This is a genomic window from Pseudomonas sp. KNUC1026, from assembly GCF_021650705.1.
Classification (GTDB): domain Bacteria; phylum Pseudomonadota; class Gammaproteobacteria; order Pseudomonadales; family Pseudomonadaceae; genus Aquipseudomonas.
In genome coordinates this window covers 4,133,976-4,151,231 of the sequence record NZ_CP087138.1, presented here as the reverse complement: position 1 = coordinate 4,151,231, position 17,256 = coordinate 4,133,976, and the positions used below count along the sequence as shown (strand labels likewise).

At 65.9% G+C, this 17,256-nt stretch carries 8 protein-coding genes and 6 pseudogenes; 1 reads left to right on the top strand and 13 read right to left on the bottom strand.

The genetic code is table 11. The annotated features are described in order from the left end of the window. Positions 1-2: 2 nt before the first annotated feature. Together LN139_RS19565 and LN139_RS19560 are read right to left on the bottom strand one after the other, a co-directional pair. A complete protein-coding gene (locus LN139_RS19565) occupies positions 3-566 on the bottom strand; it encodes a hypothetical protein (protein ID WP_236355721.1) in 564 nt (187 codons plus the stop codon). Further along, positions 563-4,654, bottom strand: coding sequence for an RHS repeat-associated core domain-containing protein (locus LN139_RS19560; protein ID WP_236355720.1), 4,092 nt, complete (start codon positions 4,652-4,654; stop codon positions 563-565). Before LN139_RS19560 ends, LN139_RS19565 begins: the two co-directional genes overlap by 4 nt. Positions 4,655-4,675: 21 nt before the next feature. On the opposite strand from LN139_RS19560, the gene LN139_RS19555 reads away from it, so the two are divergent. Then, entirely contained in the window at positions 4,676-4,825 is a 150-nt protein-coding gene (locus tag LN139_RS19555; RefSeq protein WP_236355715.1) for a hypothetical protein, read from the top strand. 104 nt (positions 4,826-4,929) lie between these two features. Here the strand turns inward: LN139_RS19555 and LN139_RS19550 are convergent, their stop codons facing one another. The 11 genes and pseudogenes from LN139_RS19550 to tssA all read right to left on the bottom strand — a co-directional run bounded on the left by LN139_RS19550 (position 4,930) and on the right by tssA (position 17,009). Continuing rightward, entirely contained in the window at positions 4,930-5,349 is a 420-nt protein-coding gene (locus tag LN139_RS19550) for a DcrB-related protein (protein ID WP_236355709.1), read from the bottom strand. A 1-nt stretch (position 5,350) separates the two neighbouring features. Continuing rightward, positions 5,351-7,291, bottom strand: a complete 1,941-nt coding sequence (locus LN139_RS19545; RefSeq protein WP_236355708.1) for a type VI secretion system Vgr family protein — start codon at positions 7,289-7,291, stop codon at positions 5,351-5,353. 4 nt (positions 7,292-7,295) lie between these two features. After that, positions 7,296-9,946: pseudogene (tssH, locus tag LN139_RS19540) on the bottom strand (type VI secretion system ATPase TssH). Beyond that, a complete protein-coding gene (locus tag LN139_RS24970; RefSeq protein ID WP_268944883.1) occupies positions 9,939-10,526 on the bottom strand; it encodes a type VI secretion system baseplate subunit TssG in 588 nt (195 codons plus the stop codon). Before LN139_RS24970 ends, tssH begins: the two are co-directional and overlap by 8 nt. Before the next feature lie 55 nt (positions 10,527-10,581). Then, positions 10,582-10,974 (bottom strand): annotated as a pseudogene (locus LN139_RS24965) (type VI secretion system baseplate subunit TssG); the annotation flags it as partial. Further along, positions 10,938-12,795 (bottom strand): annotated as a pseudogene (gene tssF, locus LN139_RS19530) (type VI secretion system baseplate subunit TssF). The pseudogenes LN139_RS24965 and tssF, both read right to left, overlap by 37 nt. Then, a pseudogene (tssE, locus tag LN139_RS19525) lies at positions 12,792-13,306 on the bottom strand (type VI secretion system baseplate subunit TssE). Before tssE ends, tssF begins: the two co-directional pseudogenes overlap by 4 nt. A gap of 61 nt (positions 13,307-13,367) precedes the next feature. Continuing rightward, positions 13,368-13,855 (bottom strand): annotated as a pseudogene (locus LN139_RS19520) (Hcp family type VI secretion system effector). 50 nt (positions 13,856-13,905) lie between these two features. Continuing rightward, positions 13,906-15,399 (bottom strand): type VI secretion system contractile sheath large subunit, encoded by a 1,494-nt coding sequence (gene tssC, locus LN139_RS19515; protein WP_236355707.1) that lies wholly within the window; start codon positions 15,397-15,399, stop codon positions 13,906-13,908. A gap of 11 nt (positions 15,400-15,410) precedes the next feature. Then, positions 15,411-15,970: pseudogene (gene tssB, locus LN139_RS19510) on the bottom strand (type VI secretion system contractile sheath small subunit). Between the two features lie 34 nt (positions 15,971-16,004). Next, a complete protein-coding gene (gene tssA, locus LN139_RS19505; protein WP_236360528.1) occupies positions 16,005-17,009 on the bottom strand; it encodes a type VI secretion system protein TssA in 1,005 nt (334 codons plus the stop codon). Between the last annotated feature and the right edge of the window lie 247 nt (positions 17,010-17,256).

The following is a 17,256-nucleotide window of genomic DNA, read 5'->3' as shown; positions in this document are numbered from 1 at the left end:
TTTCAAACCTCAATTTTGACAGGCGTCCAATCAATGCCACTTAGCTTATGAGATTCTACATCTTTTTTGAAATCGTCCGAGAAGAAGAGAGTGGTCCTGTCTTCCGGGATCATGAAAAGATACTCATGGGCGACAACGCCTGCTCGTAGAGTCGGCGTATACAGAATCCTGCCGCCGCTCTCTTCTCGGAACTTTGACATCTCCCATATCACTGAGTTTTCCACTACACGGGTGACATGAAACCCTACGTAGTCAATATAAGGTTCATGCAGTGGGAAAAATTGCCCCAGTGGTTTGAGCTTTTCTTCGAGAATATCCAGGGCGCGCGCGCTCAACACAATGATGGAGTCGGCCCCCAGTATGTTGACGTCCGCAGATTTTTTTTTGGCTTGGGCTGGGTCCTGCGCAATGCGCATGGGGAACTTTTCAGCAGGCATGGGCGTGCCGAAGTGATCAAGAACATATTTGGCGTCTGAGTCTTTCCAGGCTACGGAGTCGTCTGCGTTGTCTTCGAATGTGAAAGACCTGTGCTTGTCACTCACGACAACTTGGTAAATTTTTTTCATATGTTTTCCTCAGATAACGGTTGCCCAGGCGGCGGTTCTCGGGCCCCCAGAAGCTCCTGCTTGATAAGCCCGAGTTCGTTCAGTACCGCCGATTTACCACCTGCTCGCTCGGCTTTCACGATCCTTTTATTGACGGCGTCGAAGTAGGCATCCGGATGCTTTCCATTGTGAAGAATTCCCGGCAAATTGCCTTTGTTATTTCTGTTCGGCAGCCACACGCCGTTCTCCGCAGAGTCGATATCTATACCGTGGCTTTGAAGAATCTTGCGTGCCGGTCCGGCGCGTTTAGCGGTATCGCCCACGATATGGTGAGCCGCCGAATCTTTGGGCCTGTTTTTCAGGTTTCGACCCAGTTTCCGAGAGCACCACCCCCACGGATCCACCCAACCCATCGGCTCCGGCGCGTACTGATACAGGTTCACCCCACCCGCCAACCCAATCGGGTCCGGTGTAGTAAAGCGCCCCACCTCCGGGTCGTAGAACCGGAAGGTATTGAAGTGCAGCCCCGTCTCGCGGTCCAGGTATTGCCCCTGGAAACGCAGGTTCTGCTCCTCGATGAACGCCGGGTCGCGCTGTTCGTGCAGCGTGCTGCCCCACACCTTGTACTGCGCGCTCCACACCGTCGAGCCGTCGCTGTCGGTCAGCTCCTCGGGCATGCCGTTGAGGTCGGCGTGGTAGTAGCGGATGCGCTGCTGCTCGCCCTGGCCGTCGATGCGCGCCAGCGGCGTGTAGCTGTCGTCTTCGTAGACGTACAGGCTCACCCGGCCGTGGCGCTGTTCGCTGAGCAGGCTCAGGCCGTCCCACTGGAACCGCGTGTCGCTGAGCACCTGGCCGCTGGCGTCGCTGTGGGTTTTGCCCACGCGGCGGCCGAGCGGGTCGTAGGCCATGCGCGTGACGGTTTCGCGCAGGCCCTGGCGGTCGCGCACGGCAATCAGCCGGTGCTGGGCGTCGTATTCGAAGCGTTGCACCCGCTGGCTGCCGCTGCGTTTTTCCGCCAGGCGGCCGAAGCCGTCGTAGCGGTAACGCCGGTCTTGCCAGGTGAGCAGCTGGTTGTGTTTGACGTAGCCGCCGGGGTGGGCCGGGTCAAGCAGGTTGGCGGCCGGGTCGAAGGCGAATTGTTCGTGGGCCAGGTTGCTCTGGCTGGCGATGATGCGGCCGCTGGCGTCGTAGTGCAGGTGTTGGCGCAGGTCCAGCGCCGGGCGCTGTTCGTGGCGCAGCACCAACTGGTCGCTGGCGTCCCAGCGCAGGTGCTTCAGGGCTTGTGCCGGCAGTTGCGGCGGCGTGCTCAGCGGCCGGCGGCTGCGCGCGGTGAGGCGGCCGCAGCGGTCATAGTCGCTATGAGCCAGCAACGCGCCTTGTGTGCGTGACACCTCGCGGTGCAGGCGGTCGCGGGTGAAGTCACTGATCAGTTGGCCATCGAGGTTGAGCTGGTGCAGGTGGCCACTGCCGTAGTACAGGCGGTTCAGCCAGCGGCCGTCCGGCAGCCCGGTGCGCTGGCGGTTGCCCAGCTCGTCGTAGGCGAAGGCCAGGGTGCCGGCTGTGCCCTGCTGGGCGGTGACCTGGCCCAGCGCGTCGTAGCTGAAGGCGGCCGTGGTCTGGTTGCCCGCCAGGTCGGTGAACGCGGCTTCGAGCAGTTCGCCGTTGGCGCCCAGTTGGTAGCGGGTGGTGCCGTCGACCGTGTGCAGGGCGACGAGCTGGCCTGCGGCGTCACGCTCCAGCTCATGCGCAATGGGCGCTTCCGGGGCTTGCGGGCGGGGTTGCCAGGTAACCTGTACGGCTTGATCCAGCGCGTTGTAGGCGAACTGCTGGCCGCTGCCGTCGAGGTTGGCCTGGGTCACGATGCGGTCGCCCATGTCCCAGCCAAAGCCGTAATGCTCGCCGTTTTCGTTGGTCAGTCGCTGCAGCCGGCCATAGGCGTCGTACTGGTATTGCTGGCGCCGGCCCAACGGGTCGATGCGCTCCTGCGCCTGGCCACGGGCGTTGTAGCGCAGTTGCACCACGTTGCCGGCCGGGTCGATGTGGCGCAGCAGGTTGCCGGCGGCATCGCGCTCGAAGCGCTCCACGCGCCCATCGGGCAGCTGCTGGCTGAGCAGCGCGCCATGGCTGTCGTAGCTGAAGCGGGTGCGCTCGCCCAGCGCATCGGTCACCTGGGCCAGGTTGCCCTGCGCGTCATAGGCGTAGCGGGTGCTGTAGCCCGAGCAATCGGTGTACTCGGCCAGCAGATGGTTGGCGGCCCAGCGCAACACCTTGCGTTTGCCGGTGGCATCGATGATCTCCACCGGCAGCCCATCCGCGTCGTAGCGGTACTGAGCGCCGTGCCCCAGCGGGTCGGTCTCGGCGCTGAGGTTGCCGCGCGGGTCGTACTGGTAGCGCCAGCTGTGGCCGGCCGCGTCGGTTTCGCTGACCGGCAGTGGCCAGTGCCCCAGCCACTGCGTGCTGACGGTCCGGCCCAGCGGGTCGCGGCGTTCGCTGAGGTTGCCGGCCGCGTCGTAGGCCATGGCCCACTCGCCGCCTTGCGGGTCGAGCATGGCGATGAGCTGGCTGTCGTCGTTCCAGCGAAACTGCCAGTGCTGGCCGAGGGTGTCGTGGTAGTCGGTGATCAGGTTCGCCGCGTTCCACTGGCGCTGGCTCACCCGGCCCAGGCCGTCGCGCACGTGCATCCGCCGTTGGGCCAGGTCGTAGTGGAAATCGTACTGCTCGCCTTCGCCGGTCCAGTGCCGCACCACGCGCCAGTGGTCGCCGAACCCGGCCCACTGGTAATGGCACTCCAGGCCTTCGGCGCGGCGGTGGTAGACCATGCGCCGGCCGCTGTCGTAGGCGAAGCGCCGGCACAGGCGGCCTTCGGCGTCGATCACTTCGGCCAGGTCGCCCTGGGCGTCGTAGCGATAGCTGACGCGCACGTCGCGTTGCTCACCCAGCACCTGGCTGACGCTGGCGGCGCGCCGTGCATGCACCGGGTCGAAGGCGATTTCCACACGCCAGTGGCCGCTGTCGTCGGCCAGCGCACATAGGCGGCCCAGCGCATCGTATTCAGGCAGCAGGCGGTTGCCGTTGCGGTCGCCGAGCAACACCAAGCGCATCCGCCCCGGCTGGCCGGGCGTGGCCTCGAACAGCCGGTACAGCCCGTCGTCGCCCTCGATCAGCACCGCGCCGCTGGCGTGGCGGCGCACCACCAGGCCGAAGCCTGCGCTGTAGGTGGCGCTGCCGGGAGCGATGGCGCCCATCTCGATGGGCCGGCCCTGCTCGTCGGTGTACACCAGTTGCTCGCCGCCCCCGTCCAGCGGCGCGCTGTGTACGCTGACCTCCCACGGCAGGCTCCAGCCGGCGCCAAGCAGGCCCTCGCGTCGTGCGTCATGGCTGTTGTAGAAGCGCTGCCACACCAGCGGCACCAGGCTCGGCAGGCTGAAGTCCAGCTCCTGTTCATCACCCAGCACCTTGGCGCCGGTGCTGGCATGCACCGGGTTGGGCGACGCGCTGATGGCGCGGGTGATCGCGCTGGTGACCTGGCTCATCACGAAGCCGTTGACCATGCCCAGCATCATGCACGGCAGCTTGCTGAGGAATTTGCCCGGCCGCCCGCGCAGGGCCGCGAGCACCGTCAAGGCCAGGCCGATGCCTGGGGTCTTGCCGCTCTTGATCGGCCGAACCGTGACCGGTGGCCCGCCGATGCGCACATTGGGCGAGATGTTGCCGGCGTCCACCACGATGGCCTCGCAGGTGGACTTGTCGCCACTGCGCACCGCCGGTTGCCCTTCGATGCCGACCTTGCTCGAGCCTTGTGCCATGTACTGCGGCGTGCCGGGCGGGTGTTTGTCGCAGAGAATCTTGTCGTCGTCGCAGGGCACCGCGAGCGGGTGCGGCGCCGGTTCGACCGTGGGCTGCCAGAGCTCGGAGAAGATCGACTTGGCGATGTCCAGGTAGCTGGGCTCGGCCTGCTTGATCGCCGCCTCGCCGGCCAGCGGCTGCGGCGCACCGAGCTTGCCGGCAGCGCGGGCGGCGGGCTTGCCGTTGGTGAAAGTCTTTTCGCGCCGGTGGCGATGTGCGCCTGCACCGTTGGCGGGAACAGCCCGCTGCCGATGGCGTCGCACATGTGGGTGAGGCCGGTGTCCATGCCGCTCAGGCTCATGCCCACGCCCACCGCAATGCCGACCACGGCGCCGAGCACGCAGGCGCCCACGCCTGCCGTGAGCACCGTCAGGCCCACCGCCGCCACGGCCGCGCCGGCCAGTGCGGTGGCGGCGGCGCCTACGGCGGCATAGGCGGCCAGCTCCAGCACACCGGAGGTGAGGTCGGCCATGAACGAGGTGTGAAACAGGTCGTCGCCCAGGCGGGCGGCGAAGAGGGCGTCAGACATGTACCGGCCTCAGAGGAACTGCGCGCTCTGCTTGAGCTGAGCCCAGTGGGCCGCCTCGGCATCGCCCATCGGCTGGTTCTTCACATAGCTCAGCGCCAGCAGCTGCGTGCGCTGCGGCACCACCAGCGCGGCCTGGTACTGCCACACCCGGTTGCCGCCCTGGCTGAACTGGCTGCGCACTTCCAGAGCGGCTACTCCATCGATACTCACGGCCTGCGGCTCGGTGGCCTGGAAGCCCTGCACCTGGCTCTTGAGCTTGTTCAGTTGCTCCAGGAACGTGGCCTGCAGCGTGCTATCGGCCGGCAGCGGGCTGCGGCTGATGATCAGCGAGGTGCCTAGTGCCGCAAAGCGCAGCACGTTGAGCGAGCTGTCCTGGTAATCCTCGCCCGGCAGGTCGAGGGCCAGTTCGTTGAGGCGGTAGAGGGTCATGTCAGGCACCTTGGTCGTTCTTGAACAGCGCTTCGACGGCCGCGTCGATGGTGCCTTGCACCCCTTGGCCGTCAGGGCTGGCGCCGGCGTCGCCGCCAACGTTCATGTTGTAGTGGCCGCCGGTGTCGATCTGCGCGTCGCCACTGGCGAAGAAGTTGATGCTGGTGCCGGTGAGGTTGATGTGGCCGCTGGCGTTGAGCTCCAGCACGCTCTGGCCGCACACCAGGCGCAGGTTCTGGCCCACTTCGATGATGTACTGCTGGCTGACGCTGTCGCGCTTGTTCAGGCCCACCACCAGGCTGTCGTTGCGCTGTACCGCGCGAAGGCGATCCTGGCCAATGAACACCTGCTCGTTGATGCCGATGCTTTTGACACGGTTGCTGCCCACCGAATGGGTTTCGTCCTTCTCGACGACGATGTCCTGATTACGCTCGGCGTGGATGTACAGCTGCTCGGCGCCGAGGCGGTCTTCCATGCGGATTTCGTCGAAGTTCGCCGGGCCGCCGCCCTTGCTGGAGCGGCTTTTCGTGCCGCTCTGGGTGGCGTTGGCCGGCAGGTCGTAGGGCACGGCCTGCTCGGCGTTGTACACCCGCCCGGTGATGATTGGCCGGTCGGGGTCGCCTTCCAGAAAACTCACGATCACTTCCTGGCCGATGCGCGGGATCTGCATCGCGCCCCAGTTCTTGCCGGCCCAGGCTTGCGACACGCGAATCCAGCACGAGCTGTTCTCGTTGGATTGATCGTGCCGGTCCCAGTAGAAGTGCACCTTCACCCGGCCGTACTGGTCGGTCCAGATCTCCTCACCGGCCGGCCCCACCACCTTGGCCGTCTGCGGCCCACGCATGAGCGGCCTTGGCGTGCTGGCCAGCAGGCGGAAGCTCTGCTGCGCCTCGATGCACCCGACCTGGCACTCGAACTGGCCGCCGTCGCTGCCCGCGCCGCTCTCCATGGCTTCCTGGCTCAGGTAGTAGCGGCTGCCGATTGCCAGGTATTCGCGGTTCTGATCCGGGCGCGGCATGTTGCTCAGGCTGAACAGGTGCCCGGCGCCCACCCCGCGCACGCTGCCGTTGAGTTCCAGCTGCTCGAACTGCGCCTGCAGCGCCTCCAGGCGGGTGCGCGCATAGTGCTCGCCGTCTTCGCTCTGCACGTAGGTGCCGGGGTAGTCGTACAGCGGGTAGTCACCGGCAGTGTGCGGGCGCGGCATGGCCGAGCGCACGTCGATGCGCGCGCTGGGGCGCTCGAAGTCGTAGTCGTTGAGCTCAAGCGAGCCGGGCTGCACCTGCCGTGCAAGCGTCCAGTCGCTGAAATGGTCACGCTCGCGCAACTGCCCGTCAGGCGGGAAGTACGGCACCTCGGCGTAGCCGGGGGCCATGCTGTGGGCGCCGTAGGCGTCGGCCAGCACCAGCACGTGGCGGTCGGCTTCGTGGCGGAAGTAGTAGTAGATGCCTTCCTGCTCCATCAGGCGGCTGACGAACTCGAAGCTCGTCTCACGGTACTGCACACAGTATTCCCACTCCCGGTACGGCTTGCTCAGGGCGTCTTCGAAGTCCGAGAAACCCAGGTCGCGGAACACCTGCTTGATGATCTGCGGCACGGTCTGGTGCTGGAAGATGCGGCAGTCCGAAGTGCGCGTGAGCAGCCACAGCCAGGGCTTGAGGTTCACCCGGTAGGCGGCGTACTGGCCGTGGCCGGCGCTTTGCGCACAGTGCGCAACGATGCCGTGGAACGGCCGCGTGCCGCCGCCTTGCAGTTGCACCTGCACGGTCATCGGCTTGCCCAGCAACTGGTTGAGGTCAAGGCTCTGGTCCCAGCTCACCAGTTGCAGGTTGAAGTCGAACAGCCGCCCCAGTTCCTCGTGGCCGCTCAGGTTCTGCAACAGCAGCACGTTATCGCCCAGCGGCGTGTGCACCTGGGCCAGGCGGGTGGTCTGGGACAACTGCATGGGATCAGGCTCCGAAGTGGTAGTGGAAGTCGCCGTCCACCACGCTGATGTTCACCGCCTCCGGCTCGCGGCCTGCGAGCATGCGCTCCAGGAACTCGCGGCTCAGCGCCGGCAGCAAGGTGTTGGTGAGGATGGCATCGATCATGCGCCCACCGCTCTCGGCTTCGGTGCAGCGCGCCACGATCTGCGCCAGCACCGCGTCGTCATAACGCAGCGGCACCTGGTGGGTCGCCTCCACACGCTTGCGCACGCGCTCCAGTTGCAGGCGGGCGATGGCCTTGAGCATCTCTGGCGATAGCGGGTAGTAGGGGATGGTCACCAGGCGGCCCAGCAGCGCTGGCGGGAACACCTCAAGCAGCGGCTGGCGCAGGGCCTTGGCGATGTCTTCCGGGTCGGGCTTGGCGTTGCCGGCGCACATCGCGGCGATCTGTTCGGTGCCGGCGTTGCTGGTCAGCAGAATCAAGGTGTTCTTGAAGTCGATCACCCGGCCTTCGCCGTCTTCCATCACGCCCTTGTCGAACACCTGGAAGAACACCTCGTGCACGTCCGGGTGGGCCTTTTCGACCTCGTCGAGCAGCACCACGCTGTACGGCCGGCGGCGTACCGCTTCGGTCAGCACGCCACCTTCGCCGTAGCCTACATAGCCGGGCGGGCGCCCTTGAGCGTGGAGACGGTATGGGCTTCCTGGTACTCGCTCATGTTGATGGTGATGACGTTCTGCTCACCGCCGTAAAGCGCCTCGGCCAGTGCCAGTGCAGTTTCGGTCTTGCCGACGCCTGAGGTACCGGCCAGCAGGAACACGCCGATAGGCTTGTTGGGGTTGTCCAGCCCCGCGCGGGAGGTCTGGATGCGACGGGCGATCATGCTCAGGGCATGGTCCTGGCCGATGATGCGCTGGGCCAGGTGGCGGTCGAGGTCGAGGATGGTCTGCAACTCGTTGCGCGCCATGCGGCCTACCGGGATGCCGGTCCAGTCGGCCACCACCGAGGCCACGGCCTGGTAGTCGACGCTGGGCAGGATCATCGGGCTTTCGCCTTGCAGCGCGGCGAGGCGCTGCTGCACTTCTTGCAGTTGGCGGCGTTGCTCGGTGTCTTCGCCTTCCACCTTGCCATGGCGCTCGCGCAGGCTGGCACGCAGCATCAGCAGTTCGTCGACCAGCGCTTTCTCGTCATTCCAGCGCTGCTCCAGGTTCAGCAGGCGAGTGCGTTCGGCCTCCAGTGCAGCCTGGGTTTTTTCAAGGCGCACGCCGGTGTCGATGCCGATGGCGCCTTCACGCTCGATGATCGCAAGCTCGGTTTCCAGCGCTTCGATGCGGCGTCGGCTGTCGTCCACCTCGGCCGGTACCGCGTGCAGGCTCACGGCCACGCGGGCACAGGCAGTGTCGAGCAGGCTTACGGCCTTGTCGGGCAGCTGGCGTGCCGGGATGTAGCGATGCGACAGCTTCACCGCCGCCTCCAGCGCCTCGTCGAGCAACTGCACCTGGTGATGGCGCTCCAGCGTCGAGGCCACGCCGCGCATCATCAGCAGGGCTTTGTCCTCGCTCGGCTCGGGCACCTGCACCACCTGGAAGCGGCGGGTCAGTGCCGGGTCTTTCTCGATGTGCTTCTTGTACTCGGCCCAGGTGGTGGCCGCCACGGTGCGCAGCGCGCCACGGGCCAGCGCCGGTTTGAGCAGGTTGGCCGCATCACCTGTGCCGGCTGCGCCGCCAGCACCCACCAACGTATGTGCCTCATCGATGAACAGAATGATCGGCTTGGGTGAGGCCTGGACCTCTTCGATCACCTGGCGCAAGCGCTGCTCGAACTCGCCTTTCATGCTTGCGCCGGCCTGTAGCAGGCCCACGTCGAGGGCGCGCAGCTCGACGTCCTTGAGCGCTGGCGGCACGTCGCCTGCGACGATACGCAAGGCGAAGCCCTCGACCACGGCGGTTTTGCCAACGCCGGCCTCACCTGTGAGGATCGGGTTGTTCTGCCGGCGGCGCATGAGGATGTCGACCATCTGCCGGATTTCCTCGTCGCGGCCCACGATCGGGTCGATCTTGCCGTCACGCGCTGCGGCGGTCATGTCGACGGTGAAGCGTGCCAGCGCTTCCTGCTTGCCCATCTGCGCAGGTGCCACGGCGCCGGAGGCTTCGCCCGGTGTGGCAGCGTTGAAACCGTCGCTGGCGGCCAGCGCGCTTTCCGGCGAATCGCCGAGGATGGCGCCAAACTGTTCAGTGAGGGCTTCGAGCTTGATCTTGTCGAACTCGCGCGACAGGCCCAGCAGGCTGTTGCGCAGGCTCGGTGTCTTGAGCACGCCGATCAGCAGGTAGGCACCGCGCACCTGATGCTCGCCGAACGAGAGGCTGGCATACACCCAGCCGCGCTCGACCGCCTCTTCCAGGTTCGAAGCCAGGTCCACGCTGGCGGTGGAACCGCGCGGCAGGCGGTCCAGGGCGTCGGTCAGGTCCTTGGCCAGGCGCGCAGGCTCCAGCTGAAAGTGGCGGATCAGCCGGTGCAGGTCGCTATCTTGCAGTTGCAGCACCTGGTGCAGCCAGTGCACCAGCTCCACATACGGGTTGCCGCGCAGTTTGCAGAACACGGTGGCGGCTTCCATGGCCTTGTAAGCCAGGCTGTTGAGCTTGCCGAACAGGGCGGCGCGGCTGATCTCACTCATGAGTACGGTCTCTTTCCTTGAAGTCGTTGGCGTAGTGATGCGATAGCAACAGGTCGGCGGCATCGCCCACAGGCTTGCCCAGCCAGCTGTCGAAGCCGAGGCGGCCGCTGCCGTCGAGCGGCAGCGCGGGGATGTGCGCGTGGCCGAGCACCAGGTTCAGTTCCCAGTCCAGCTCCAGGCCCTGGTATTCGCGCACCCAGGCGGCCACGTCGTTCCAGGCGGCCGCGCCGGGCAGCAGGTGGTGGTACTGCGCCAGAGTGAGCGGCCCCAGGCGCATGCGGAATTTATGCTGGCGGTCCCAGACGTGGCTGCCCAGGCAGGTGTCCACGCCCAGCTGGCAGCGGCCGAGCTGGCTGTGTTCAGGGAGCGGCAGCCATTGGCCGATGAACTCTTCCAGTTGCACCGGCACGCCCAGGTACTCGCTGAGAATCGCGCGCAGGCCGTCGGGGTAGCGGTCTGCGCCGCCAGGTGGCCGGCGTAGTGGTGCTTGGCGTCTTCCGGCAACGGCCCGATGCCACGCAGGCTCGGCATGCCGCGCCCGGTGCAGGGCGGCCAGGCGCGGCGACCAGTAGTCGCTCATCGGGGCGGTCATGGCTGGCAGTGGGCCGGGCTTCGGCCCAGGCGCGATAGAAGAGGCTGAGCAAGCGGTGGTGGAACAGGTCCAGAAACGCCTTGGGCGTGGCATCGCCGAGGTTGCGTTCACGGTCGCGGATGAAGTCGGTCAGGTGCAGCGGCAGCGGGCCGTTGGGGCCGGTCAGGCCGAAGAAGTGCTGCTCAAGCCTGGGCGGTGCGCCATCCTCGCCCGGCACCCAGGCGGCCAGCGTCGAGGGCGCAAAGGCCATGTCCGGGCGCTGGCCAAGGCGCAAGGGGTCTTCAGCCAGGCGCAGCGAATGGCCGAGCCGAGGCAGCTCCGGGCGCTCGCACTGGATACGCCGCAGCGCCTGGAAGAAATCGTGCTCCCAGGGCTCGCCGGCCAGCGCCGTTTGCGGCTTCACAGCGTCGGGCGCTTGCCCGGCTGGGCTTTCCATCGCATCACCTCGCCCCGGTCGGCGCCGTCGAGCACCGTCTCGGTAAAGCTGTTGATCGACACATAACGCGCCAGGAACCGCTCGAACACTGCACCGAGCAGGAAGATCCCGGTGCCACGGAATGCGTTTTCATCGAAGGTCAGGCCGATTTCCAGGCCACGGCCGAACACGATCGGCCCCGGCATCGGCAGGCGCCGGGTCACTGCCTGGCACGTCACGTTGCGCAGCCCTTCGATCTGCTGGTGCAACGCGCTGTCCTTGTCGTCGCCATACAGGTGCAACAGCTCGCGCAGTGCCGAAGCGCCCTGGCCCTGTTCGGTGAGCGACAGGTAGTTCAGCGAAAGCTGGCTGATCAGCCGCCAGGCGCGGTTCTCGTTGGCGTGGCTGGGCCGTGGCCGGCTCGGCCCGGCCAGGCAGCGCACCGCTTGCACCGGGGCGCTGTCGGAAAGGGTGAAATCGCTCTGGCCACCGGTGTTCATGAACAGCGGCAGGTCGCGGTTGGTGCACAACGCGGTCACACCCAGCTGGCGCAAGTCGTTGCGCCAGGGCGCCTGGCGCGCATCGACCAGGCTGACGAAGGTTTCGCTGCCGATGTAGTTCGAGCGCGGGCCGTTGCGCCGCTGGTTGCTCGACAGCACGCGCTGCTCACGGCGCAGCAGGTAGTAGGCCTGGTGGTGGCCGTAATGGGACGGGTCGCGCACCGCGTAGAACGGCAGAAAGGGCTGGTCTGGCCCGCTGCCATGGCCAGTGATGCCGGTGATCGAGTGCACCTCGAAATCCAGCGGCCGGGTGCGGTCGGCAATCACCTGGTGCTCGTGGTTGCGCTCGCTCAGGTGGATGCGGTCCAGGCGTTTGCTGAACAGGTTGATCGCCGGGGTGCAGAACGGCCGCAGGCGCTGTGCGCCGATGCTGCCTTCCAGCGCCGCCTGGTGGCGGTCGAACAGCACGATCAGCTCGAGCACCTGGCCTTTGCAACGGCGCACGCCGGTTTGCAGCCCGCTGAGCTCGACGAACAGAAAGCGCTGCGGCAGCGCGAAGTATTCCTGCAACAGGCGATAGCCCTGGAACGCACGCGGCACCACCGGCAGGGCGGCGTCGCGGTCATCGAAGCCGCGCGGGCGCAGGCTGCTGGCCGGCAGGCGCTCGGCCCAGTCGGCGCCCGGCTCGCGCAGGAATACCGCGCAGGCGTTGCCCAGCAATTCGCTCGTACAGCTGAAACGGCTGCTCGTCGGCGCCGCTCAGGTACAACGGCAGCTCATCGAGCGCCAGCTGGTTGAACGGCAGCTCGCCGCTGGTGCGCAGTTGCAGGCGCAGGCCGGCGCGCGCGTTCGGCTCGCTGGCGGCCAGGCGGCCCAGTTGCGCGCCGGGGTTGCCGAAGTACTCGGCGTGTTGCACCTGCACCGGCCAGAGGGTTACCTCGTGGGCGCTGCGGTATTCGCACGCGGTCTGCCCGCCGGCGGCGAGCGGCGCGCGCAAGGCAGTGCCGCGCGGCAGGGTGAACCCTGTGGCCAGCGCGCTGCCCTGAGCGTCGGGCTGCATCTGCACCACGGTCATCGACGGAGTAGGCGCCAGGTAATGCGGGTAGGCGATTTCCAGCAGATTATGGGTGAAGGTCGGGTATTCGGCGTCGAGCTTGAGCTGCACGCGCGCGGCCAGCCAGGCGAAGCCTTCGAGCAGGCGCTCGACGTAAGGGTCGGCGCACTCCATGCCGTCGAGCGACAGGCGGCTGGCGATCTTGGGGTATTCGCGGGCGAACTCGGCAGCGCTGTCGCGCACGTGTTGCAGTTCCTGGTTGTACAGCTCCAGCAGGCGCGGGTTCACGTGCGCCTCCGGTGCTCGGCCGAGTAGACGTTCACTTCACCGGTTTCCAGGTCCAGGTCGGTTTGCAGCAACAGGCGCAAGGGCACCGGTTCTGCCCACAGGTCGCCTTCGATCTCGAAGGCCAGGGCGTTGTTGCCACGTTGGTCGGGGCTTCCAGCGCACGCACACGCAGGCTGCCGGGCAGGATGCGCGGCTCGAAGGTGGCGATGGCGCGGTGGATCTGTTGTTCGAGCTGGTGCACGTCCATGCCCGAGGCGCTATGGCCGGCCAGTGCCGGCAAGCCGTAATTGATCACCGAACTGCCTGCCGGCAGCGTACGGCTGGCCTCGGCGTCGAGCAGGGCGGTGCTGTTGAGCAGCCAGGAAAGGTCTCGCAATACCGAGGCTTTCAGCTGGGTGCGGCTCAGTACCCGCTGTTCCGGGCCTTCCTGCAGGTGGCCGGGCGCATCGTCCAGAAGCCGGTCGAGCAACGAAGGTTGCAGGCGATCGCGAGAAGTCAGCGGCGTGGCCATGGCGGGGGTACCGAGCGCGGAGATCAAGCCCGGCGCGCCTGTGGGCGCCGGGCACGTTGCATTACAGCTTGACGTTCTGGCGAACGTTCCAGCCGTAGTTGATGGCGCCGCCGTCTTTGGCACCGTCGGATTTCTGCGGCTGGTAGTCGACCTTCACCTGGGCGAAGTTCAGGGTGATGTTCTCGGTCAGGCGGTCGTCGTGGTTCGAGCCACCGGTGCTCACCGACGACACCAGCACTTCCTTGAGGGTGATGATCATGTACTCGACCTGCGCTTCACCGCCGGCTTTGCGGATGGTCAGCTTGGCCTCGGGGTAATGCTTGCCGCTGGAGCAGGCCATCATCAGGTTGGGGTGGACTTGTCCAGGTACTTGGTGAAGTGCAGGTCCTGGATGTCGACCTTGCCGGCGCCGCCGCCGCTGCCCATGTGCATGTTGCCCGACTGGCTCATGCCCCAGGCCCAGTTGATGACGTCGATCTCGCCACTGTGGACTTTGTCCTGGGCTTCGCCTTTGACGTCGCCGATCTTGATGAACATATCTACGGCCATGATGCCTCCAGATTGTGCAGCGGCCGGCCTTCATGGCCGGCGCTGTGATATCAGGCGCCCTTGACGGACGGCAGTTTCGAAACCAGGCGCAGCGACACGGTCAGCCCTTCGAGCTGGTAGTGCGGGCGCAGGAAGAATTTCGAGGTGTAGTAACCGGGGTTGCCCTCGACTTCCTCGACCACCACTTCGGCATCGGCCAGCGGCTTCTGCGCCTTGGTGGTTTCGGTGGAGTGCGCCGGGTCGCCGTCGACGTAGTTCAGGATCCAGTCGTGCAGCCAGCGCTGCATTTCGTCCTTCTCCTTGAAGGAGCCCAGCTTGTCGCGAACGATGCACTTGAGGTAGTGCGCGAAGCGGCAGGTGGCGAACAGGTACGGCAGGCGCGCCGCCAGGTTGGCGTTGGCGGTGGCGTCCGGGTCGTCGTATTCGGCAGGCTTTTGCAGCGACTGGGCGCCGATGAACGCGGCGAAGTCGGTGTTCTTCTTGTGCAGCAGCGGCATGAAGCCGTTCTTGGCAAGCTCGGCCTCACGGCGGTCGCTGATGGCGATCTCGGTCGGGCACTCCACGTCTACGCCACCGTCGTCGGTGGGGAAGGTGTGCGCCGGCAGGCCCTGCACTTCACCGCCAGACTCCACGCCGCGGATGCGCGAGCACCAGCCGTAGTGCTTGAACGAACGGTTGATGTTCACCGCCATCGCATAGGCCGCGTTGGCCCAGGTGTATTTGCTGCTGTCGGCGCCGTCGGCGTTTTCCTCGAAGGCGAAGTCTTCCACCGGGTCGGTCTTGGCGCCGTAAGGCAGGCGCGCCAGGAAGCGCGGCATGGTCAGGCCGATGTAGCGGGCGTCTTCGGACTCACGCAGCGAACGCCAGCCGGCGTATTCGGGGGTGGTGAAGATCTTCGAGAGGTCGCGCGGGTTCGACAGCTCCTGCCACGAGCCCATGCCCATCACGGTAGGGGAGGCGGCAGAGATGAACGGCGAGTGCATCGCCGCGCACACTTTGGATAGCTCACCGAGCAGCTCGACATCCGGTGGCGACTGGTCGAAGTAGTAGTCGCCTACCAGGCAGCCATAGGGCTCGCCGCCGAACTGGCCGTACTCTTCTTCATAGAGCTTCTTGAACACCGGGCTCTGGTCCCAGGCGGTGCCCTTGAATTTCTTCAGGGTCTTGTGCAGCTCGGGCTTGGAGATGTTCAGCACGCGAATCTTCAGTTGCTCGTCGGATTCGGTGTTGTTCACTAGGTAATGCAGGCCGCGCCAGGCGCTCTCGACGCTCTGGAACTCGCCGTGGTGCAGGATCTGGTTCACCTGGGCGGTGAGCTTGGCGTCGATCGAGGCGATGATCGATTCGATCGACTTGATCGCGTCGCTGGAGACCAGGTCGGTCTGCGCCAGGGCCTGTTCGGCCAGGGTGCGCACGGCGCTTTCGACCGCTTCCCTGGCACGCTCGGTCTTGGGCTTGAATTCCTGCATCAGCAGGGCGGAGAAGTCACTGGCCTCGGCGGTGGTGCCGGCCTGGGCCTGGTTCTGGGCTTTCAATTCGCTCATGGCGGTTATCCTCAGGCGGGCTCAGCGTCGTTTTTCGGGGCAGCGACCAGCGCCTTGAGCAGCGCAGGGTCCTGGATGGCCTTGAGGATCGCTTCCTCGGCGCCGACCTTGCCGTCCATGTAGGTCAGCAGGTTCGCCAGTTGGGTGCGTGCCTCCAGCAGCTGGCGCAGGGCATCGACCTTGCGCGCCACGTTGGCCGGGCTGAAGTCGTCCATGCTCTCGAAGGTGATGTCGACCGGCAGGTTACCCTCGCCGGTCAGCTCGTTCGGCACGGTGAAGGCTACGCGCGGCTGCATCGCCTTGAGGCGCGAGTCGAAGTTGTCGACGTCCACTTCCAGGAACTTGCGCTCGGCCACCGGCGCCAGCGGCTCGGCGGGCTTGCCGGCAAGGTCGGCCATCACGCCCATCACGAAGGGCAGTTGCACCTTTTCTCGGCGCCGTAGAGCTCCACGTCGTACTCGATCTGCACGCGTGGCGCGCGGTTGCGCGCGATGAATTTCTGAGAACTGGTGTTAGCCACGTGGTTTCTCCTTGTCGCCGAGGCGGCATATTGGCTTGCCCCACGGCCCATGCGCGGGTGAGGGGCGGGTTGCTGGGCCCTTCGCTTACTCCGGGTCAGGCCCGCGCAGGGTTTCGAACTGGCTCATGCCATCGGGCAGCAGGTTGCGCACGATGGCGGCGAAATCGGCATGCACCAGCTGCCGGGCCCGTGACAGCAATACCGGGACGGGGCTTGAGGGTTCATGGCGCTGGTAGTACTCCAGCAGGCGGTCGAGGGTACGTTGCACGTCGTCGCGGCTGCCGACCGCACCGGCCGGGCGCTGTACGGCGTGCTGGGGGCTGTCATGTGCTGGCGCGTCGCCGGCCTGCGGCTCGGCTTCGGTGCTGGCCGGTACAGCGTCGCTCAACAGCTGGCGCGCCAGGCGCAGTGGCTGGCGCAGCGGGGCCAGGTCGATGCCCTGGCTTGCGCCCAGGTGCTCGCCGACCATCCTTTCGATGGCGTCCAGGGCTTCGAGTGCGTTGTTCAGCGCGGCCACGGTGGCTTGCAGCGCGTCGGCATCGGCGTCGATCAGCGCACCACCGAACTGTTCGGCAGTGAGGGTTTCGCTCTGCCAGTGTTGCAGGCCGGCTGCGTTGGCCGCCGCGCGCAGCGTGACCGGGCCGAAGGCGCGCGAGCGCAGCAGCGGGGTGTCACGCAGCAATTGCAGTGTGGTGTCGCCGCAAAGGCCCATCAGCGCATTCAGGCGCAGGGTAGGGTCGTTGTGGTCATCGGCGTCGAGCTGTGGGTAGAGCGGCTCCCAATAACGGTCGAGCAGCTCCCGTACCAGCATCAGCGCATCGGCAAGGCCTGCGAAGCCTTCGAGGGCCAATTGGCTGTGGGTAAGAAAGTGGGTGATGCGCAGGTCTCTGCTGCGGCCAAGAAGTTGCAGCGAAAGTTGCTGGATATCGCGCCACTTCGGTGGCTCGGCGGGCAGCACCGAATCGCCCATGGCGCGCTCGGGCTGGCCCTTCGCTTCACGTTCGAGTTGCAGGAAGTCGGCGTCGTACTCCAGGTCTTCGCCGCAGGGCGATGCCTCGGAAACCGCGCTGAGCAACAAGGTGAGGTCCAGCAATTCCGATCTCCCTATCGGTTGCAGCGCGCAGCTTTCATAAAAGAAAGTTCAGCGAAACTTCGCTGAATTTACGCGCTGCTTTTCGTCCGTAAATATCGATATGCCACTATGAATCGCGGCGAAAAGTGCGGCATTGTTGGACGCTCGTATCAGGGTTGTCAAGATTTCGGATTGGTCCTTGTTGACAAGCGTGATGCCCTCTACAATCTGCGCCCTTACTGTTATGCAAGTTGGATGCGTGCCT